Annotated in this window: 19 protein-coding genes; 18 read left to right on the forward strand and 1 reads right to left on the reverse strand. The window is 44.6% G+C overall.

From position 1 onward, the window contains the following. The 18 genes from COT43_06820 to COT43_06905 all read left to right on the forward strand — a co-directional run. Nucleotides 1-3,509 (forward strand): hypothetical protein (locus tag COT43_06820; GenBank protein ID PIS28209.1); only part of this gene is annotated, 3,509 nt, incomplete at its 5' end. Beyond that, nucleotides 3,506-4,105 (forward strand): septum formation protein Maf, encoded by a 600-nt coding sequence (maf, locus tag COT43_06825; protein ID PIS28210.1) that lies wholly within the window; start codon nucleotides 3,506-3,508, stop codon nucleotides 4,103-4,105. The genes COT43_06820 and maf, both read left to right, overlap by 4 nt. A 75-nt stretch (nucleotides 4,106-4,180) precedes the next feature. Then, a complete protein-coding gene (locus tag COT43_06830) occupies nucleotides 4,181-4,978 on the forward strand; it encodes a hypothetical protein (protein PIS28211.1) in 798 nt (265 codons plus the stop codon). A 139-nt stretch (nucleotides 4,979-5,117) separates the two neighbouring features. After that, nucleotides 5,118-5,576 carry a division/cell wall cluster transcriptional repressor MraZ gene (gene mraZ, locus COT43_06835; GenBank protein PIS28212.1) on the forward strand — a complete coding sequence of 153 codons (459 nt, stop codon included), beginning with the start codon at nucleotides 5,118-5,120 and terminating at the stop codon, nucleotides 5,574-5,576. A gap of 16 nt (nucleotides 5,577-5,592) precedes the next feature. Then, nucleotides 5,593-6,534, forward strand: a complete 942-nt coding sequence (locus COT43_06840; GenBank protein ID PIS28213.1) for a 16S rRNA (cytosine(1402)-N(4))-methyltransferase — start codon at nucleotides 5,593-5,595, stop codon at nucleotides 6,532-6,534. Continuing rightward, nucleotides 6,524-6,847 (forward strand): hypothetical protein, encoded by a 324-nt coding sequence (locus COT43_06845; GenBank protein PIS28214.1) that lies wholly within the window; start codon nucleotides 6,524-6,526, stop codon nucleotides 6,845-6,847. The genes COT43_06840 and COT43_06845 overlap by 11 nt, the downstream gene beginning before the upstream one ends. Beyond that, nucleotides 6,848-8,857 (forward strand): hypothetical protein, encoded by a 2,010-nt coding sequence (locus tag COT43_06850; GenBank protein PIS28215.1) that lies wholly within the window; start codon nucleotides 6,848-6,850, stop codon nucleotides 8,855-8,857. After that, complete coding sequence (locus COT43_06855) at nucleotides 8,818-10,317, forward strand: UDP-N-acetylmuramoyl-L-alanyl-D-glutamate--2,6-diaminopimelate ligase (GenBank protein PIS28216.1); 1,500 nt, start codon at nucleotides 8,818-8,820, stop codon at nucleotides 10,315-10,317. Before COT43_06850 ends, COT43_06855 begins: the two co-directional genes overlap by 40 nt. Next, nucleotides 10,193-11,662: a UDP-N-acetylmuramoyl-tripeptide--D-alanyl-D-alanine ligase gene (locus tag COT43_06860; GenBank protein PIS28217.1), complete on the forward strand. Its 1,470-nt coding sequence runs from the start codon at nucleotides 10,193-10,195 to the stop codon at nucleotides 11,660-11,662. The genes COT43_06855 and COT43_06860 overlap by 125 nt, the downstream gene beginning before the upstream one ends. Nucleotide 11,663: 1 nt before the next feature. After that, entirely contained in the window at nucleotides 11,664-12,767 is a 1,104-nt protein-coding gene (locus COT43_06865) for a phospho-N-acetylmuramoyl-pentapeptide-transferase (protein ID PIS28218.1), read from the forward strand. After that, entirely contained in the window at nucleotides 12,764-14,161 is a 1,398-nt protein-coding gene (gene murD / locus COT43_06870; protein ID PIS28219.1) for a UDP-N-acetylmuramoyl-L-alanine--D-glutamate ligase, read from the forward strand. Before COT43_06865 ends, murD begins: the two co-directional genes overlap by 4 nt. After that, a complete protein-coding gene (ftsW, locus tag COT43_06875; protein ID PIS28220.1) occupies nucleotides 14,158-15,294 on the forward strand; it encodes a putative lipid II flippase FtsW in 1,137 nt (378 codons plus the stop codon). Before murD ends, ftsW begins: the two co-directional genes overlap by 4 nt. Further along, nucleotides 15,287-16,423, forward strand: a complete 1,137-nt coding sequence (murG, locus tag COT43_06880) for an undecaprenyldiphospho-muramoylpentapeptide beta-N-acetylglucosaminyltransferase (protein PIS28221.1) — start codon at nucleotides 15,287-15,289, stop codon at nucleotides 16,421-16,423. The genes ftsW and murG overlap by 8 nt, the downstream gene beginning before the upstream one ends. Continuing rightward, nucleotides 16,404-17,810, forward strand: coding sequence for a UDP-N-acetylmuramate--L-alanine ligase (locus COT43_06885; GenBank protein PIS28222.1), 1,407 nt, complete (start codon nucleotides 16,404-16,406; stop codon nucleotides 17,808-17,810). The genes murG and COT43_06885 overlap by 20 nt, the downstream gene beginning before the upstream one ends. Then, nucleotides 17,800-17,985 (forward strand): hypothetical protein, encoded by a 186-nt coding sequence (locus COT43_06890; GenBank protein PIS28223.1) that lies wholly within the window; start codon nucleotides 17,800-17,802, stop codon nucleotides 17,983-17,985. Before COT43_06885 ends, COT43_06890 begins: the two co-directional genes overlap by 11 nt. A 1-nt stretch (nucleotide 17,986) precedes the next feature. Beyond that, a complete protein-coding gene (locus COT43_06895) occupies nucleotides 17,987-18,841 on the forward strand; it encodes a hypothetical protein (GenBank protein ID PIS28224.1) in 855 nt (284 codons plus the stop codon). Nucleotides 18,842-18,844: 3 nt separating this feature from the next. Beyond that, complete coding sequence (gene ftsA, locus COT43_06900) at nucleotides 18,845-20,107, forward strand: cell division protein FtsA (GenBank protein ID PIS28225.1); 1,263 nt, start codon at nucleotides 18,845-18,847, stop codon at nucleotides 20,105-20,107. 23 nt (nucleotides 20,108-20,130) lie between these two features. Then, nucleotides 20,131-21,342 carry a cell division protein FtsZ gene (locus tag COT43_06905; GenBank protein PIS28226.1) on the forward strand — a complete coding sequence of 404 codons (1,212 nt, stop codon included), beginning with the start codon at nucleotides 20,131-20,133 and terminating at the stop codon, nucleotides 21,340-21,342. A gap of 79 nt (nucleotides 21,343-21,421) precedes the next feature. Here the strand turns inward: COT43_06905 and rpmB are convergent, their stop codons facing one another. Next, nucleotides 21,422-21,610 (reverse strand): 50S ribosomal protein L28, encoded by a 189-nt coding sequence (rpmB, locus tag COT43_06910; protein PIS28227.1) that lies wholly within the window; start codon nucleotides 21,608-21,610, stop codon nucleotides 21,422-21,424. Nucleotides 21,611-21,683: the final 73 nt, after the last annotated feature.

Here is a 21,683-nt window from a genome sequence, read left to right on the forward strand (position 1 = left end):
TACGTATTTTTCCCATTCGCGCCTCAGATCGACCCAATCAAATTTTCCTTCTCAGAAAATTTCGCATAACGGTTAATTACCCCAAAGAAAGTGTAACAGCATCACATAAAACCACATCGAAAGCCAGCAAACCGAATTTGGATCTGCTTTACGTGAATCCGGCCTCAGTTAGCAATTGGCAGACGAAAACGGAGCGATTGTTAAAAAAAACAACCACGCTTCCAGACGGCATCTGGCTGAAACTCACTGTTAACGAAGATGGAATCTATTCTCTGCCATTTGACCAGATCGCGGCTAAAGGAATTTCTGAAACAGCAATCGATGTGAATCGCATTTTTCTGTACAGTAACTCGACCGGTGGATTCAAGATGAGCGATGTCATTAACACACCGGTTCCGGAAAACCTTGTTGAAATCGCCCACTGGATCATCAGCACGGATGCCACTTTCGGTTCAGCAGATACACTGATTTTTTGGGGACGCGCAACTTCCGGGCTCGCCACCAATATCACCGGGAATTTGTATTTTGACCGGAATTATTACTCCTTCGACAATTATTATTGGCTCTTGATAGCCGATCAAACCGGTGAACCAAAAAATATCGGCACGCTTGAATCTTCACAGCTGGCGGTAAATTCTACAGTTACGGAAACGGAATATCTTGAACGTCACGAACTTGAGATTAACAATTTTATGCATTCCGGAACGCATTGGTACGGCGAGAAATTTTCAAATTCCGGCACCAGCATTTCCGTGGTTTTCCCATTGCCAGAACGCGAAGCCGCTTATTCCGCCAAAGTCAAAATCAGAACAGCGGGCGCAACCAATAAAACTACAAACTTCTTTACCCTTTTTTATAGCACCTCTTTTTATAGCACCTCACCCACACCCATTGCCTCATGGTCATCGTCCAATTATAACACGACAAATAAAATCCAGACAATGTCGATGGTCGGAGGAACGAACATTTTTCGAATCACATTTACATCTTCCGCCGCGTCGGCTCAGGCATATCTGGACTTCATGGAAATTCAATATAATCGAAACCTTCAACCCGGAACAGAATCGCTTCGTTTCTGGGCGCCAAATTCTAACGGGTTGACGGAATACCGACTCTCAGATGTTCGGTTGAAAAACTTTACAGTTTTCGACGTGACAGATTGGGAAAATGTTAGTAAACAAACCGTTGAAACTGATTCGGAAAATACTTATCACTTTCGCGCTGAATCGTTTGTCCAAAATCGCCGGTCATATTTTATCACTTCTCCGGATCGATACAAATCCCCCCAAAAAATCGAAAACCTCGGAAGAATCGACTTAACATCGCTTCGAACATTCGCTGGCGCCAAATACATAATTATCACAGACGAAGCCTTCCAATCTGCCGCAGAAGATCTTGCCGATTTATACGCGAACGATCTTCGGGAAACGGACAGGCTTTCGACAAAAGTCGTGCTCCAGAGCCAAATCTTTCGCGAATTCAATGCAGATATTCCCGACCCAAATGCAATCCGGTTTTTCCTTAAATATGCTTTTGAGAATTGGAGCGTCAAACCAGAATTTGTCCTGCTTTTAGGCGATGGAACTTACGACTATCGCGGCATCAAAAGTAATCAAGGGAATTTTGTCCTGACGTATCAAGTCGAGAGTGAATCAGATGTCATCGACATTTCAAGTTCATACGCCTCTGATGCGCGGTTTGTCTATATCAGTGGATCGGATCGGTTAATGGATATGGCGATCGGCAGAATTCCCGCTAAAACCGCAGAAGACGCGCAAAACGCCGTCGATAAAATCCGATCTTATCTGACCGAACCTATTTACGGAGACTGGCGGAACCGGATCACACTTGTCGCGGACGATCCCGAACGACCATTGACCGGAGAAGAATATCACATCACCGACACAGAAGATTATATCGCAAGATACATTCCGAAAAATTTCACGACAGAAAAGTTATACTTATTGGAATTTCCGGAAGTGCAGGATGCCTCTACTTATGGCGTTAAAAAACCTGCCGCAACCGAGGCGATTTTCAAACAATTGTCATTAGGAACGACAATCATCAATTATATGGGACACGGAAGTCCGACCGTTTGGTCACAGGAGCGCGTATTAGATATGGAGCGGGATATTTCCGCTCTGCAAACGGGCATGAAGCTTCCTTTTTGGATCGCGGCAACATGCAGTTGGGGACAATTTGACGATATTTCTGGTAATTGCATGCCAGAAGCGCTTATGTTGAAAGCAGAAGACGGAGCGATTGCCGCGCTTGGAGCTACACGCCCGACTTACCCGTCTTCCAACCGCTCATTCATTAGCTCGCTTCTCCAAAGATGGTTTTCTGATGGAAAAGTCAACCGGATTCGCTTGGGAACACTGTTGCAAATCGTCTTTTCCGGGAATAGCGAAAATAACGAAAAATATGTCCTTTTCGGAGACCCTGCTCTATATCTGGCGTTGCCAACCGGTCAGGCTGAGTTCGATCCGTTGTCATCCAATTCGCTAAAAGCGCTTGCGAACGTTTCATTGAATGGAGCAGTCGTACCCGACGACGCGGGTTTTTCTGGACAAGGAATTCTAAAAGTCTTCGATAGCGACCGGTTAGTGACAAGAACATACCTGACTGCAGGAAAAGAGTCGCGGTCAATGTCTTACGTTTTGCCGGGAGAATTGCTGTTTAAAGGGCTCGTGCAGGTTAAGAACCGTTCCTTTTCGTCCAGATTTTTTGTCCCTAAAGACTTAAACTACGAAAACCGCTTCGGTTTCATTAACCTTTATTCCTGGTCGGAATCGAGCGGTCGGGAAATTTCGGCGTTTTACGATTCGTTGATCTTCCGTGGTTCCGAATCTGTAGTCGATACGATCCCGCCAAGGATCAGCATCGGATTCCAAAATATCGATTTCCGAGATGGAGATGTCATCACTCCAAACATGTCGCTCCAAATCCGTATTCAAGACGAACATGGCGTAAATATCGCCGGACAAATGGGACATGATATTCTCGTCGAATATGACTCCGATCCAAATCAAACCATCGAAGCGACGGAGAATTTTTCATATGATACAAACAGCGATACATCCGGATCACTAGTTCTTGCGTTACCGGATATTGAGCATGGTGAACACTCTGTCACCGTTATGGCCTGGGATAACGCCAATAACACGGCAACCGCGACAAGCACATTTACGCTTTCGCTGGCAGAAAAATTGTCGGTCGAGCGTGTATTTAACTTCCCAAATCCTTTCCGCGACGAGACAGATTTAACATTTACACTCACGCAACCGGCTAAAGTAAAAATAATGATCCACACAGTTCGGGGATTGCTCGTAAAAACAATCGATCCTTCCGAGATTTTCCCTGCAGGATTTCAAACGATACATTGGGATGGGAATGATGATTTTGGAGACACCGTATCACGTGGAATTTATATCTTCAAACTCAGCGTCATCTCAGCAGATTTCAAACAAAAAGATACATTCATCGGAAAATTGGTAAAAGCGAAATGACACCTTATTTTGATTGGTTCCAAAAATCCGTCGTGCTGGCCTCCGTTTCACCGCGACGAGAAGAAATTCTTAAAATGATTCTCCCCGATTTCATCATTCACCCATCGGATTACGTCGAGAAAAACCACTGCAATGCAGATCCGCCGCCATTGGTGATTTACCATGCGATTGAAAAGGCTAAATCCGTATCTGGAGATCATCCAAATTCATGGATCATTGGCGCGGACACCGTTGTCGTTAAAGATGACATCGTTCTCGGCAAACCGGTTGATCGCGATGACGCCTTACGGATGCTGAAATTCCTGAGCGGCGCGACTCATTCCGTCTTCACTGGTTACTGCGTTCTAAATTCGAATAACGGCAAATACCTGAAAGGTTTTGAAAAGACGGAAGTCACATTTAGGAAAATTTCCGACGAAATGGCGGCGCACTATGTCGATCATTTCCATCCGTTTGATAAAGCCGGTTCTTATGCCATTCAGGATTTCAGCACCGTTTTTCTCGAAAGAATCAACGGTTGTTTTTACAACGTTGTCGGTTTCCCTCTGTCAAAATTCTACAATCAGATTCTTAATGATCTTTCGGACTGTCTGTAAACTTTATGTTGAAAATCAGCAGATTATTTCTCATATTTTCAATCGGATGTGGAGAATCAATTAAGTGAGCGCAAGATGTTTTACGAAGATCTGAAAAATCAACGGGAAAAACTCGGCTATAGCATTGAGCAGATTGCAAACCGTATTAAAGTGAATAAATCTTATCTCGAAGACTTTGAATCGGGCATTTTTTCAAATTTGCCCAAAACATACATTCGCTTATTTCTCCGCTCTTACGCAAATGAAATCGGTTTGAATGCGACCGAAATTCTCGCCGCTTTTGAGCAATTGACATCAAGACAACCTGTTCCGCCTTCCATTGAAATCGTCAGAAAGAAAGAAACAAGCACCAACTTACGAAATGGCGTAAAACCTCCCTCTAAAAATAGACGAAACCTTTTGACAATCACAATTATCGTTGTCGTCATCGTATTCCTAATTTCCATTTTAAAACAGGTTTTGACGGAAGAAGACAAGAACGACATGCTTTCACAGCCACAACTTCCAACCAATATGTCCGTCAATACAAGCAGTCCAGACTCGACTTTTCTTCCTTCGGAAGCCAAAGACGATTTGAAATCAAAAGAAATCGTCCCGGAGTCGGGGCGTCTCTCGTTGGTTCTTCAATCAAAAGACTCTTGTTGGGTGCGAGTGATCATTGACAACAAAGACTCATTACAGGTTATTCTACCGCCCAACGTTCTCCGGGAATGGAAAGCTCAAACGACATATGATCTTCGAATTGGCAGGCCTTGGGCCATTTCGCTTTCACTGAACAACCGGGATCTGGGATTAATCGGCCAAGACAGCCGTCCAGTTCGGATTCTGATCGATAAAAGTGGCATCATTAAACAACAGGTTATCACCAAGTAGTGATTTTCTCTTTTCCCTCTTAAAAAAAATCCCACAATTTTCATAAAAATTTTCTTGCCTATGACTTTTAGAAAAGGTATTTTTGTGGGTGGTAGTGGATTGAAATCCCAAGTTTTCCCAAATAATGCAGTAGAAGACCATGATCAGTTCCTTTTCCGGCGAATCCAAACACTCACTCGACGACAAAGGGCGCCTTAACGTCCCGGCGAAATTCAGACGCTGGCTCAATGAGGACGATGCCGAGTATTCATTTGTCGTTACCAAAGGTCTCGATCCGTGTCTGGTCGCATACCCTTCCGCTGAATGGGACATCAAATCCGAAAAACTTCTCAAACTCTCAGAATTCAATAAAATAAACAGGGCGTTCATTCGGGCATTTTCCCGAAACGCAATGAGACTTAAATGTGATAAACAGGGTCGAATTCTAATCCCACAACAATTACTCGCTCTTGCAAACATTCAGAAAGAAGTCGTAATTGTTGGCGTTTTGAACTGTTTGGAACTTTGGGATCCGGAAACGCTAGCCAATCACGTTGAATCTCAAAGAAGTTTGGATGATGAATATTTCGAGAGTCTGGGAGGAACGATAAGTTCTTGATTCGGGAGCCATTTTCATGACGTCTATTCATGCACCTGTTCTACTGGAAATTAGCCTGCAATATTTAATCACAAAACCAGATGGGGTTTACGTTGATTGCACGCTGGGGACAACAGGTGGGCATTTTTCGGGAATCAGCAGTCGTTTAAATCCCAACGCATTTTTGATTGGTCTGGATGCCGATCCGACAGCGGTTGAACATTGTCGCACTTTTCTTTCCATCCCACAAAAACACACTCTGGAAATTTCCAATTTTTCCAACATAAAACGCATTTGCTACCGGGCTGGATTTCCAAAAGTCACGGGAATTCTGTTCGATTTAGGAATGTCTTCATTTGCACTTGATAATCCAAAACGCGGCTTTTCGTTCAATTCGGACGGGCCATTAGATATGCGATTTTCACCGGAAATTCCCATTTCCGCGAGTGACTTTATCAATTCGGCTTCTGTTGAAACAATGACTAAAACTTTTTGGAATTATGGTGTAGAAAGATCGGCGAAAAGAATCGCCAAGGCGATTGAATTTGCACGAACTCAAAAACCGATCAAAACAACAGCCGAACTCGCCAATATCGTTACCAAAAGTTCTCATTCATCGTTTCCGAACAAAACGCTCAGCAGAATTTTCCAGGCGATACGGATTCAAATCGATCACGAGTTAGAAATTCTAGAATCTGCCCTTCAACAAGCAATCGAAATTCTCGAACCGAATGGCAGACTGGTTGTCATTTCCTATCATTCACTGGAAGACCGAATTGTAAAAAATTTCATGAAGCTGGAATCGACAAATTGTATTTGTCCACCGGATTTCCCGATTTGTCAGTGTAATCATCACGCTTCGGTAGAAATATTGACTCGGAAACCAGTGGAACCTTCCGATGTAGAAATTAAAACGAATTCACGGGCAAGAAGCGCCAAACTTCGCGCATTACGGAAAAAGGACATCAATGAAGGCTAATAACAACCGGAAATCGAAGAAAAAAGTAACAAGAAACATTATCCTTTTTACCGGATTCGTTTCGTTCATCCTTTTGGCTCTTCTATATCTTTGGATTCTCAACCATACAAATCTCATGTTTCGGAAAGTGGAAGACCTTAAGCGAAAAGAAGCCATGCTCACTACGGAGAATCGTATGATTTCCATGGATATCGACCGTCTGTCCCGCGCTGACCGCATCACAGAAATAGCCTCGACACAATTAGAAATGGTCACGCCGATTCCCGAAACGGTAGCCGTTATCATCAATACTGAAATTTTGACAAATAAATAAATGAGCAACCCATACAACTCAATTAGAAAACGAACGAAATTCTTCAAGGTTCTTCTTGTTGGTATATGGGTTGTAATCGTTACAAGACTTTTTTTCATTCAAGTAGTCAACTCGGAAAAATATCAGGCAAGATGCAAGAAACAATCCGACACCAAGACGATCGTAAAGCCAACCCGCGGAACAATTTTCGACCGAAACGGAAAAGCGTTGACTATCGACATGATACAATATCAAATTTCGGCGCATCCGTACTTAATCGAGAATAAGATTAGGATTGATCTCGCCAAAGAACTTGCTTCCGTCACCGGCGAACCGAGCCAGAAATACCTTGATCTTTTTGAATCGAAAAAGACTTTCGTCTGGTTGGAAAAAAATGCACCTCAATCACAATTTCAAAAACTTGTCGATAAATATGAAAAGACACCCGGTTTAGTCGTTGAGCGTATTTCTCAACGTCAATACCCATTTGGCGAAATTTTTGGACAGATTGTCGGATTTACCAATATAGATAACCGCGGAATTTGTGGCTTAGAATTGCAGATGGAGCCGGTCATTGGCGGAACACCCGGCTGGAAAATCGTCCAACGGGACGGTTGGGGCAGACTGAACGCACGCATCGATTTGCCCGAAAAAGTTTGCGTCAACGGAAATGACGTCACTTTGACGATCGACTCTGAATATCAAACGATCCTTCATGAAGAGCTCATGAAGTCTTATAATGCTACGAATGCAGAAAAGGCAATGGGGATTATCATCAATCCGAAAAATGGCGAAATCTACGCCATGGCTTCTCTACCACCGTTCAATCCCAACAAACCTTCGGAAAATCCGGTCTCTGCGCAAAAGAATCAAGTCATCACCGATATTTTCGAACCGGGTTCGACCTTTAAAGTCGTAACGGCAACTGCCGCAATGGAGCTCAATGCCATCGAACCGACTGACAAAATTAATTGTGAAGGCGGGGTCATTAAAGTCGCTAACCGATTTATTCACGATCACAATCCGTACACGATTTTGACTTTTGCGGAAGTCATCAAAAACAGCAGTAATATCGGTACAATTAAAGTCGCCCAAAAAATTGGAAAAGAGACCGTTTTCAACTACTGTCGAAAGTTTGGTTTTGGCTTGAAGACAAACATCCAGTTTCCAGGCGAAATTAATGGCATTTTACATCCGTTGAAAAATTGGACGGAACTTATGATGGCGCAAATCGCAATGGGGCAAGGAATTGGAGTAACTGTCATGCAATTGGCTTTTGCTTACGCGTCTATCGCTAACGGCGGGTATTTGCTCGAACCACAGTTAATTAAAACCATCTCAACAAAAGACGGGGTTCTTGTTTTCGAAAGCAAGCCGAAATATATCCGGCAAGTTGCTTCTCCGGAAACTATGGCGCAAATGCGCGAACTTTTACGTTTGGCGGTTCAGCATGGAACTGGCGTTCGGGCAAATGTCGGAGGTATGGCGATCGCAGGGAAAACTGGAACATCCCAGAAGGTAACGCCATACGGATACAGTCAATCGGAATATGTTTCGACATTTGCCGGATTTTTCCCGGTCAACGATCCTAAACTTTTATGTGTCGTTGTCGTAGATAACCCGAAGGGAATGCACACAGGCGGTTTGGTTTCGGCTCCTGTCGTCAGCGAAATTTTTAAACGAGTCGTGAATTACTCGGATGATCTGTTTTTTAATGAAGAAAAAACCAACCCACCAGTTCGCACTCAGATTGCTCAAACCGAGAAACCGGTCGAACAGCGCCAGCCGCAAATGTCGACCGTTTCATATTCGACAATGCCAGCGGTTGGTTCTTCTTCATCTGCACTGGAAATGCCTGATTTGAGCGGTAGAACCGCCCGACAAGCGCTCTATGTCCTTCAGGCAATGGGATTGTCGGTCGAAATGGAAGGTTCAGGAATTGTCATATCACAGACGCCCGCAAAAGGGACGCCAGTATTGCGCAACATGAAATGTTCGCTCAAACTCGCGCCTCGGAAAGGTTTAGATTGACGAAGAACTTAAATAAGTTGTTAGAAGGAATTTCTTATCAAGTTCGGGGCGCTTTACCTGAAAGCATTACAACACTCGCGCTGAATTCTGGAAAAGTAGAATCCGGCGGGCTGTTCGTTGCCATTCGCGGCGCTAAAGAGGATGGCCATCACCACATCAACGACGCCATTCGGCGTGGCGCTTCGGCTATTGTCGTTGAGGAATTTCAACCGAAAGTCAACATGCCGCAAATTCTTGTCAGCGATACAAAAATCGCATTGTCGAAGATCGCCAATGCCTTTTTCGATTCACCTTCCAACAAGATGAAAGTTGTAGGCGTGACCGGCACGAACGGCAAAACGACAACAGTTTTCCTGCTGAATCACATTTTTAAGCAAGCAGGCTTCAAGCGCGGAACGATCGGAACACTCGGTTATACGATCGAAGACGAATCGTTCGCGTCCAACCTGACGACTCCCGATAGTCTTCAACTTCAATCAATTTTACTTCAGATGGCGGAAAAAGGCGTAACACACGTCGCTATGGAAGTTTCTTCCCACTCGCTCGCGCTTCACCGCGTGGACGACATTCATTATCATGCGGGCGTTTTTACCAATATTTCTCAGGATCACCTGGATTTTCACCACACAATCGAATCCTATGCAAAAACCAAAACCGAATTATTCCGGCAAGTTGAACCCAACGGTTTTCTCGTCTGCAATGCCGACGATTTTTACTCAGAACTTTTTCATCAAGCGGCAAAAGCCCGCGTTTATGATTTTTCACTTCAGCACAAAATGGATTTTTCGTTCCGGAAAGGTGTCACTTTTACTCAAGGAATTGACGGAATCATTGATACCCCGAACGTTTCCATTCCGATTCGGTGTCCGTTATCCGGTGAGTTTAATTTAAAGAATATTCTGGGCGCAACGGCTGTCTCCTCCCTGTTGAGGATTTCTTCTTCCGACATCTCCGAAGCGTTATCTCAAATCGCTTATGTTCCGGGAAGATTACAAGAAGTCTCAAAGCCCGGCTTTCCACGGACTTTTGTCGATTATGCGCATACGCCGGATGCGCTTATCAATGTGCTAACGGCTTTAAGAAAGATTACTCCGCCGGATGGAAAACTGATCGCAGTTTTTGGCTGTGGCGGAAATCGCGACCGCCAGAAACGGCCGTTGATGGCGAAGGCGGTCGAATCGCTCGCTGATTACGCCATTTTGACAACAGATAATCCACGGTTTGAGAATCCAGAAGCAATCATCGCAGAAGCGTCCATAGGCTTTTCTTCTTCAAAAAAATATCAGACCATTCCCGACAGAAAAATCGCTATTCAAACGGCGATCGGGAACGCAAATGAAAACGACATCATCGCCGTCCTCGGCAAAGGACATGAAACATATCAGGAAATCAAAGGCGTCCGATACCCTTTTTATGACGTGGACGTTATCAGGAAATTTTTCAATGGTCAAAGAGATTAACGCAGAATTTATCCAATCACTGAAGTATGGACGTGTTACAAACCTGAACGGCTATGTTTCCGGTACGGTCATCGATAGCCGAAAAGCCGGACTCGGAACTTTGTTTTTTGCGTTAAAAGGCGAAAAAGCAGACGGTCACACTTTTATTCGGGAATCGGTTGACAAAGGTGCGGCGCTCTGTGTGGTTTCTGAAGAATGGGCAAGCCAGAATCCGACGGATAATCTTCCTCTTTGGATTGTCGATTCTCCAGAAACGGCTCTTCAAAATTTGGCAACCGCATGGCGAAATCAATTCGATATTCCCGTTTTGGGAATCACCGGCACGAATGGGAAGACAACCACGCGCTCGATGTGCACAGAAATCCTGAAAAGAAAATTTGCCGTTCACTCGACTGTCGGAAATTTCAATAACCAGTTGGGATTACCGCTGACGTTGCTGGAACTCAACGACCAGTTTGAATTCAGCATTCTGGAAATGGGTACCAATCACTTTGGAGAAATCGCCGCACTTTGTAAAATTGCCCATCCAACAGCCGGATTGATTACCAACATCGGTCACGGACATGTGGAATATTTTGGCGATTTGACAGGTGTCCAAAAAGCAAAAACCGAGATGTTTCAATCGCTTCCGGCAACTGGAATCGCATTCGTCAATTCCGACGACGCTCTGATCCGCGAAATTCCCTGTTCAGCACACAGAATCACTTATGGTTTTGAATCCAAATCCAGCGATATTTTTGGAAAAATTCTCTCCTATACCGACGAAGGTTCTCCAAAAATAGAAATTGACGGGCGGATGCAAGTTCAACTGAATATTCCCGGAAAAACTGCCGCAGTCAATGCATTAGCCGCGTGCGCGGTCGGAATTTATTTCGGCGTACCTGAAGAAAAAATTGTGAACGCATTGGAAAATTTTCAACCGGTCGATCAGCGCTTCAAGATTATTCGTCATAACGGTTTTTTGATAATCAACGACACGTACAATGCTAATCCGGATTCTACGGTTGCGGCGCTGAAAACGCTCTCATTGATGAAGACGAGTGGCAAACGAATTTTTATCTTCGGGAATATGCTGGAACTGGGCGAATTCACTCAAACCGGACATTCAATTGTCGGAAAAACCGCTGCGGAACTGAAGATCGACAAGTTCTGTGCAACAGGTGAATTCACGAAATCTGCTATTGCCTCCGCTCGAAACGCAGGCTTGTCAGACGTAACTTACTTTAATACAAAAAGCGAACTCATATCCGAAATAAAAAAATCGGTTTCCGCAAACGACATCGTGTTGGTCAAAGGTTCGCGCGGAAGTCGGATGGAAGAAATCATCAAAGGATTAACGGAGTAGCATGTTTTACCATTTTTTATATCCACTGAAACGCATTTTTTCTGGATTCAATCTTTTCCAGTACATTACGTTCCGCGCGGCAATGGCGGCGATCACAGCTTTGCTCATCGCTTTCATCGCGGGTCCGTTTATCCTGTTAATGCTTAAAAAATTTCAGTGTGGTGAGTTGATTCGTGAAGACGGGCCAAAAACACATTTAGCCAAAAAGGGAACGCCGACAATGGGCGGAATCATTATTCTGATTTCCGTTATCATCCCTGTTCTTCTCTGGGCAAATCTGAAAAATACTTATGTCGATCTCATTCTCCTTGCAACGATTTGGATGGGCGCGATCGGATTTTTAGACGATTATCTGAAGGTCGTTCGGAAGATGAAAAAAGGATTGATCGCCCGTTATAAATTGCTTGGACAGATTTCGCTTGGACTGATCATCGGCGCCTATATTTACTTTTCTCCGGAATTTGCCAGCGTGAATTCGCTGACAACAGTCCCTTTCATCAAAGATTTTGAAATCGACCTCGGCCTTTTTTACATTCCGATCGTCATCATTTTTGTCACATTCATCTCAAATGCGGTGAATTTGACAGACGGACTGGATGGACTGGCGGCAGGACTCATGGGAATCGCGGCGTTGACCTTTGCGGTAATTGCATACGTTTCTGGACGTGTCGACTTCAGTGATTATTTGAATATTCTCTATCTGCCTGGCAGTGGCGAACTAGCGATCTACGCAACGGCGTTTGCCGGCGCTATTCTTGGATTTCTCTGGTACAACGGCCATCCAGCACAGGTTTTTATGGGCGATACCGGTTCGCTCAGCATGGGTTGCGCACTGGGAACAATGGCGATTCTTTTGAAAAAGGAAATCCTGTTTTTATTAATTGGCGGCGTTTTCATCGCCGAAGGTCTCTCCGTCGTAATTCAGGTAACCTATTTTCGGTGGACGCGCAAGCGAACCGGAACCGGCAAACGCATTTTTTTAATGGCGCCGCTTCATCATCATTTCGAGATGAAAGGGCAGGATGAAAGCAAGATCGTGATCCGGTTCTGGATTATTGGCATTTTGTTGGCAATTTTAGGATTAAGCAGTTTCAAAATACTATGATGGATTTGAAAACAAAACCAACCGATTTTAAGGACGTCCGAATCGCAGTTCTGGGTGCTAAGCGAAGCGGCGTGATGGCGTCGATTCTTTTCGCGAAAAAAGGCGGCAAGGTTCTGCTTTCCGATTCCGGAACCGTCGAAATCGAAGGCAATCTTCTGTCCGAACTGAACCGATTAAACGTGGAGGTTGAGTTAGGCGGTCATACATCCAAAGTCACCAATTCCGAATTGGCGATTCTCAGCCCGGGAATTCCCAATTCAGCGCCGATTATTCAGTTATTGGTAAAATCTGAAATTCCAATCGTCAGTGAAATCGAAGCCGCTTCGTGGTTTATCCAAAATTCAACCATCATCGGCGTGACCGGTTCTAACGGAAAAACTACCACAACGACGCTTTTAAACGAGATGTTCAAAGATACAAACTTCGAGACATATTGCGGTGGGAATATCGGCATACCGCTGAGCCAATTGATGATTGACGCGGAAAAATCCGATTCTCCCGATAAAGTCTTTATCCTCGAACTCAGCAGTTTTCAGCTGGAGCGAATTGTACATTTTCATCCAAATATTTCAATCATGCTAAACATCACACCAGATCACATGGATCGTTACGAGCATAATCTGATGCATTATTTTGCGGCGAAACTCCACATTGCCATGAACCAAAACCGAAACGATTTTTATATCTACAACGATGACGATCGGCTATTGTGCGAAAATCTTCCAAAGAATTGCCAGACGATTCCTGCGGGCATTTTCTCTAAATCTGAAAAGCCGGTTTATGCCGATAAAAATTCTATTTATTTGAAAAATGGAGAAAAACTGATCGATCGCTCAGAACTATTTTTGCTGGGCGAACACAACCTGTACAATATTCTGGCGTCGCTTAATGCCGCATTAATTTGCGGAATTTCACAGGCACATCTTAGGGACGTACTGAAAAATTTCAAAGGCATCGAGCATCGGTTGGAATTTATCACGACGATCAACGGCGTTGATTTTTACAACGATTCCAAGGCGACGAACGTCGATTCGGTAAATTACGCGTTGAAAAGCTTCGCGCGCCCTGTTATCGTCATTCTCGGCGGAAAGGACAAAGATTCCGATTTTTCATTGTTGATCCCAAATCTGAAGAAATATGCCAAAGAGGCAATTCTCGTTGGAAAAGCCGCGGCGAAAATCCGCACCGCATTGGAAGGAGTCCTCCCGCTTACCGATGCCGGATATAATATGGAAAAAGCAGTTCGGATAGCGAAAACGAAAGCAAATCCGGGAGACGTCGTCGTACTCTCACCCGCCTGTGCAAGCTTTGATATGTACAACAACTACGAACACCGCGGCAAAGCATTCAAAGAAATCGTCCGCCGATTTGAAGAGGAACCAAAATCCGCATGATCGAAAAACGTCAAAAAGTCGATAGTTCGTATCTGATCCTGATCATCGTCATGCTTGGAATTGGCATCATCGTTCAATACAGCGCCAGCTCGTTTTTAGCGGCGGCAAAGTACAATAATCCGAATGTTTATCTCTTCGCCCATCTTAAGCGAATGATCATTGGCGCATTAATCGGGGTTGGGTTTATGTTCTTTAACTACCAATGGCTCAAGAAGATTGCCTTTTGGTTGACGATTCTGTCGATGACGTTTTTGGTCGCTGTTATAGTTTATTACAAGGTCAAAGGAATTCAGGACGCCGCGCGTTGGCTGTCGATCGGACCTTTCCGGTTTCAGCCATCAGAATTCACAAAATTGGCGCTCATTATCTACATCGCATCATTTATCGACCGGCACCAGAAGGAATTGCACGATTTTAAACAAGGTTTTTTGCCGGTGACTAGCATTCTCGGCGTATCACTTTTATTGATCGTCATTGAACCCAATTACAGCACAGCTGCAGTTGTCGGCTCACTGTGTTTGATACTCATGGTTATCGGCGGTACGAGATTGCTTTTTCTAACGCCATTATTAGCCGCCTCTGTTGTCGCTTCGGTTTATATCATCATTCATTCGCCGTATAAACTCCAGCGAATTTTTACATTCCTCAATCCCGAACAAGATCTCCAGCACGCGGGTTACCAGTTGCATCAGTCGCTAATATCGCTGGGAAATGGCGGTTTCTTCGGACGCGGTTTGGGCTCCGGTATTGAAAAGAACCTATTTCTTCCGGAACCGCACACCGATTTTGTCTTTGCAGTGGTTGGCGAGGAACTGGGATTTATCGGAACGTTAGTTATCCTGATTCTTTTTCTGGTTATGTTTTTTCAGGGACTCCGAATCGCCGTAAAAGCGCCGGACGTTTTCGGAAATTTGCTTGGAATCGGTCTTTCTATGAGTATGTTCTTTTATGTGTTGGCGAATATCGGGGTTGTCTGCGGTGTTTTTCCGGTTACAGGTCTCCCGCTTCCATTTCTGAGCTATGGCGGTTCCACGCTGATCTTCAACTTTATTTGTATCGGAATCTTATTAAATATTTCACGGCAGGCATTGCCCCCTAAAAAACCGACAAATCTGGTGATACTAAATGGGTAATGAATTTAACGATGTCGCGCTAAAAATCATAGTCACCGGCGGCGGAACCGGCGGGCATCTGTTTCCTGCTATCGCGCTGGTTCAAGAATTGAAAACCCGCCAGGAAGAGATTGGCAAAATTGAATTTTTATTCATTGGCACGCGTCGCGGTATCGAATCACGGATTCTGCAAAATGCCGGATATGACTTTAAGCCAATCTGGATTCGCGGATTTCAACGCGGATTGTCATTCCGGGACATTTTCATCAATTTTCTGTTTCCGGTCAGGTTGGTCGTAAGCCTGTTTCAATCCTATTTTATCTTAAAAAAATTCCAACCGGACATCGCCATCGGCACAGGCGGTTTCACGGCGGGACCGCCGTTGAGAGTCGCTTCTTGGATGAAAATTCCGTTTTTTATTCATGAGCAAAATGTTTATCCGGGTGCGACCACTCAGATGTTGGCTAAACACGCTTGCCGGATTTATGTTTCATTCGAAGAAACGGTAAAAAAACTGGAAGGCGCTCGTTATTTTGGAACACCGCTTCGCCGTACGTTGAAAAACATCCCCAAAGATCAGGCAGTCCGGTTTTTTGAATTGCAATCGAATAAACGCACATTGCTGATTTTTGGCGGAAGTCAGGGATCACGGGCAATTAACAAACATTGGACTGAGCATATTTCTGAATATCTCGAAGCGAGCGACTTTCAGATCATTTGGCAAACCGGACAGAGCGATTATGAAGAAATGAAGGCAGAATTTGGTCATCTGCAATCGGTTTACATTACGCCATTCATTCACGAAATGGGCATTGCTTACTCGGCGGCGGATGTCGTCGTTTCCCGCGCCGGCGCATTGACGCTGGCGGAACTTTGCCTATATGGGAAACCGTCCATTCTTATTCCTTTACCGACCGCGGCGGGAAATCATCAAGAAATGAATGCCAGAAATTTCGAATCGGCAGGCGCCTCAATCGTCGTTCTTCAACGCGATTTGAACACGACGAAACTTGGCGATCAGTTAAAGACTATTTTTCAAGATTCGGAAAAACTAAATCAAATGGCGAAAAATGCTCTTTCGCTGGCTCGACCGGATTCCGCGAAACTAATTATTGACGATATTTTAGATTATGTTGAACACAATCTTTAGAAAAACCCAAAAAATTCATTTTATCGGCATCGGCGGCATTGGTATGTGCGGGATAGCCGAATTGCTCAAAGACTGGGGCTTCGAGATCACTGGTTCCGACACGAACGCGTCAGAAAACACTCGTCGCCTCGAATCGCTCGGCATTCCGACATTGATCGGACATCGCAAAGAAAACGTCCCGAACTGTGATGTTGTTGTTTACTCTTCAGCTGTTCAACCCGACAATCCGGAACGGATAGCCGCTTTAGAACGGAAAATTCCAATAATCCGCCGCGCCGAAATGCTCGGAGAAATATTTAAACTCAAACCGACACGCATCGCGATCAGCGGCACACACGGTAAAACAACAACCACGTCAATGATTGGCCAAATCTTTATTGAAGCCGGAAAGGATCCGATCATTATCGCCGGAGGAATTGTCGAAACACTCGGAACGACGACGCGCTCTGGAAAAGGCGATGTCATCATCGTGGAAGCGGACGAGTTCGATCGCTCATTTCTCAAACTTTATCCAACCGATACGGTCATCACGACGATTGAAGCAGAACATCTCGACTGTTACGATAACATTGAAGATATTGAAAGAACTTTTACACAATTTGCTAATGAAACACCATTCTTCGGCTCGATCGTCGCGTACATCGATGAAAAATCCGTCAGGAAAATTCTTCCCGATTTGAAAAAACCAGTCGTGACCGTCGGACTCGACGCCGATGCCGATATTCGGGCTGACCAGATCATTATGGAAAAAGGAGAAAGTTCCTTCGATGTTATCATCCAAAATAAACTTTTCGGACGAATTCACCTGTTTGTTCCCGGCATTCACAACGTAAAGAACGCGCTTGCGGCGATCGGCGTTGCTTGGAAAAATGATATTAATTTCAAAGCCATTTCTGACGGTTTGTCGAAATTCCGGGGCGTTCGCCGGAGATTTGAAATCGTCGAAGAAAACGATCTTTTTATGCTCGTTGACGATTACGGACATCATCCGACAGAAATCAGGGCAACGCTAAATGCGGCGAAGACCGGTTGGAATCGCCGGATCGTTGCCGTTTTTCAGCCACACCTTTTCACTCGGACGCGAGACTTTTATCAAGATTTTGCCTCGGCGTTAATGCTTGCCGATGTCGCCGTCATTATAGATGTTTATCCATCACGCGAAAAACCGATTGAAGGAATTACCGGAAAAGTCGTCGCGGAAGCCGCTGAACGGCTTGGGCATTCGGCAGTTTACTATGTAGAAGATAAAACCCGCGTTCCGGAAGTCGTCGAATCCATCGCGCAAAAAGGCGACATGATTATTTCATTGGGAGCGGGCGACGTCAACCAGTTTCATCCGGAGATTTCAAGAAGATTATCAAATAAGTTTGAGCATAATGAACAATAGAAAAAGCACAAAACGTAACCAACAATTCAGGGTTCTCATCTTTTTGGGGGGTAATCTGCTGGCTCTGTACACGAATTCTCGGCGAAGCCGGATTCAGTCTTATCCATTTCACACCGTCGTTAGCAACGCCAAATCGGTCTGTGATTATTCCATGAGAACCCTGATTCCTTTTTAAAATGATGCCAATGGAAAACGAAGAATTATTCAAACCAAACGAATCAGCGCCAGCGTCTCTCCATGTTCGGACGATCATTAAAGCCGATGAAAAACCATCATCACGACGCTATCGGAAATTGATCTGGCTCTTCCTTGTTCTTCTACTTGGAGCAGGTATCGGCTACGCCGCTATTGTTTGGTGCGAATACACAAATCTATTTTCCGTTCAATCCATCGACGTCAAGGGAAATATCATTTTATCGGGGCAGGAAATTCTGGAAATCGCCGATATTCAAAAACACACAGATTTATTCAACCTGAATCCAGAAACTCTGCAAAGCAGGCTTGAAAGGTTTCCGTATATTTACGCCGCAGTCGTGAGCAAACAATTTCCAAGCAAGTTAGAAATTTATGTCAAGGAACGAATTCCTCTCTGTTATTTGAGCGGGACAACCCTCATTTTGCTGGACAAAGACGGCATCATTTTGCCGATTCCCCAAAACAAGTTAAAAGGAAATCTTCCAATTCTCACCGGTTTCTCGGGCGATTCGCTGTCTTGTTCTTCCGGTTATCGCGTTTCCAATCCCGATCTTGTCCAAGTTGTAAAATTGCTCGATCAGACACTTATCGGCGCGCCTGAACTCTTTTCCGAAATATCCGAGATTAACCAAACAAAAAACGGCGAATTAATCCTGTATTCTCTGAGCGGCGGAACACCTATTCTGCTTGGCAGACAAAACATCAAACGGAAATTAATCGCCCTCGCCCATTTTCAGCAGACCTTAAAAAATTTACGCCGGTTTGGGGATTATCAATATTTGGATCTTCGATGGGAAAAACAGGTCATCGCTAAGGAACGATCATCGCAAGGATAAACCATGAAGTCGAAAAATCAACTAATCAGTGCAATTGACGTCGGTTCTTCCAAAATATGCACACTCATCGCCGAAATCGACCAGGAACGGCAGGAACCGATCATCAGGGGATATTCAAAAGTCCCATCCAAAGGAATCAAAAAAGGATTAGTGTCTGATATAGAACTGGCGACGGAATCCATTCAGGATTCGGTTTCGCGCGCTGAAAAAATGGCTGAAGTTACGATCGACTCATGCTGGGTCGGTTTATCCGGCGATCATATTCAGAGTATGAATACCAATGGAAGGATGGCTATTTCACGTGATTCACGCGGTGGATTGGGAGAAGCGCAACAAATTGACGAAGAAGATGTTCAGAAATTGGTTGATCACACCAAAGCCGTTCCTCTGCCGATTGATCGCCAATTGCTTCACGTCTTGCCACAGGATTTTATCGTCGATAATCAGCAGGAAATTAAAAACCCTATCGCACTCTCCGGACGTCGATTGGAAGCAAAAGTTCACCTAACGACGTATAACACCACAATCGCTTCAAATCTAACTCATTGCATCGAAAATGCCGGGCTTGGGGTCGAAGCCTTCGTGCTTCAATCGCTTGCGGCATCATTCAGTACGCTTGAAGAAAGCGAAAAGGAAACCGGAACGGTGTTGATCGACATCGGCGCAAATGTATTGGACATCATCGTTTTCAATAACGGCGGCGTACATCATACTGGCGTCGTGAATCTTGGCGGAGTAAATGTAACGAACGATATCGCATATCTCCTCAGAATTCCCCTCGACAAAGCCGAGAGCATCAAACGTGAATACGGTCATGCGATCGCTGGTTTAGCAGACAGAGATGCGTTCTTTACAATCACCGGTTTAGCAGGACGACCCGATCGTGAGATTCAGGTCTGCACGCTGGCGGAATATATTGAGCCGCGAATGGACGAAATCATTCGTACGGCTTTCTTGGAAGCGAAAAAAGCCGACTTCCAGATTTCCAATGCCCTATCGGTTGTTTTGACCGGCGGCGGCGCTTTACTTCGTGAAACAAAAGAATTAGCCGAATCGATTTTCAACTCGCCGGCGCGCATCGGTTATCCGAGAGGATTTCAGGGATTTACGCAGGAATTAAGCGATCCGACATTTGCGTGCGCGGTTGGAATTTTAAAATATGCCATCAACGACATCAATAACAACGGATCTTTTCGAAAGACATCGAAAAATCCGTTTTCCAAAGCGTGGAATTGGGTCAGACATCTGAGTGAAAATGTAATGTAATCAACTATAATTGGGAGGATTTTATGCTGTTTGAGTTTGCAGATTTTCCGGATCATAAAGCGAAATTAAAAGTTATCGGTATCGGAGGCGGCGGTGGAAATGCAATTAACCGCATGATCGAATCGGGATTAACCGGCGTTGATTTTATCGCTATCAACACGGATATTCAAGATTTAGAGAATAACCTCGCTCCGATCAAAATTCAAATTGGAAAAGAACTAACGCGCGGACTGGGCACCGGCGCTTGTCCTGAAATCGGTAGAAAGGCAATCGAGGCGGACCGCTTGCCGATTACGAACGCGATTCGCGGCGCCGATATGGTTTTTATCACGGCGGGAATGGGCGGAGGAACAGGAACCGGCGCTTCGCCGATCGTTGCACAGATCGCACGGGAAATCGGATGTCTGACCGTCGGTATCGTAACAAAACCATTTCTGTTTGAAGGTACCAAAAGAATGCGAAACGCCGAAGAAGGCATCAAAACAATAAAAGGTAATGTAGATACACTGATCGTCATTCCAAATAACCGGCTGGTCGATATTGTCCAAAGAAAAACCCAACTTGAAGAGGCTTTTAAAACCGCCGACAGCATTCTTCTTCAGGCAACAAAAGGAATTTCTGACGTTATCAACAAACACGGCATCATTAATTTGGACTTTGCCGATATAAAGACCGTCATGAAAGACATGGGCGACGCGATCATGGGGACCGGCATGGCATCAGGCGACGAACGTGCGATTCTCGCCGCTCAGCAAGCAATCTCTTGCCCCTTCCTCGACGATATTTCAATCAAGAACGCAACGGGTCTTCTAATCAATGTAACTTCTGGAAAAACTCTCTCGCTCAGTGAATTCAACGAAGCCTGCCAGATCATTACCGAAGAAGTCGGTCAGGATGCTAATATCATCGTTGGCGCAATTATCGATGAGAACTTAGGGGACGAGATTGTTATCACAGTTATCGCAACCGGTTTTTCAAGGGAAAAAGGACAAAAACCGGTTAACCCGACCTCAATTAATATTCTGGAAAGACCGATGACGCTCATCGAAGGGCCCCGCGATTGGAAAACGATTGAAGGTTTAGAACCAGTTGAAGATCTCAAATCAGTCGATCAGGAAACATTATTTTGGGCCAAAGAGCCATCCCCAAAAACGGAAGGAAAGAATACGAGCCGGGACATTCCTACATTCATTCGAAAAGGAATGGAAAACCAAAAAAAGAGCGAAATCGCCTAACCGACAAACTCATCCCATATAAACAAAGAGCCTCTCAAACGAGAGGCTCTTTTATTAAATCCGTGACAGTAAAAAATTATTAAGCTTTTTGAAAATCGCCTTTTTTAATACAGGACGTGCAGACTTTAACAGACTTTACAGTTCCGTTATCAACGATTTTGATCTTCTGTAAATTCGGATCCCAGCGCCGTCTGGTTTTATTATGAGCGTGACTAACGTTGTTGCCGTACATCGGCTTTTTACCACATATTTCACATACTTTCGACATTTCTCTCTCCTATGAAAAAACCGGGTCAAATTTCAACATATTTCGCCTGAATGTCAAACACTTTTCATGAATT

Source organism: Candidatus Marinimicrobia bacterium CG08_land_8_20_14_0_20_45_22, from assembly GCA_002774355.1.
In the GTDB taxonomy this organism is placed as follows: domain Bacteria; phylum Fidelibacterota; class UBA2242; order UBA2242; family UBA2242; genus 0-14-0-20-45-22.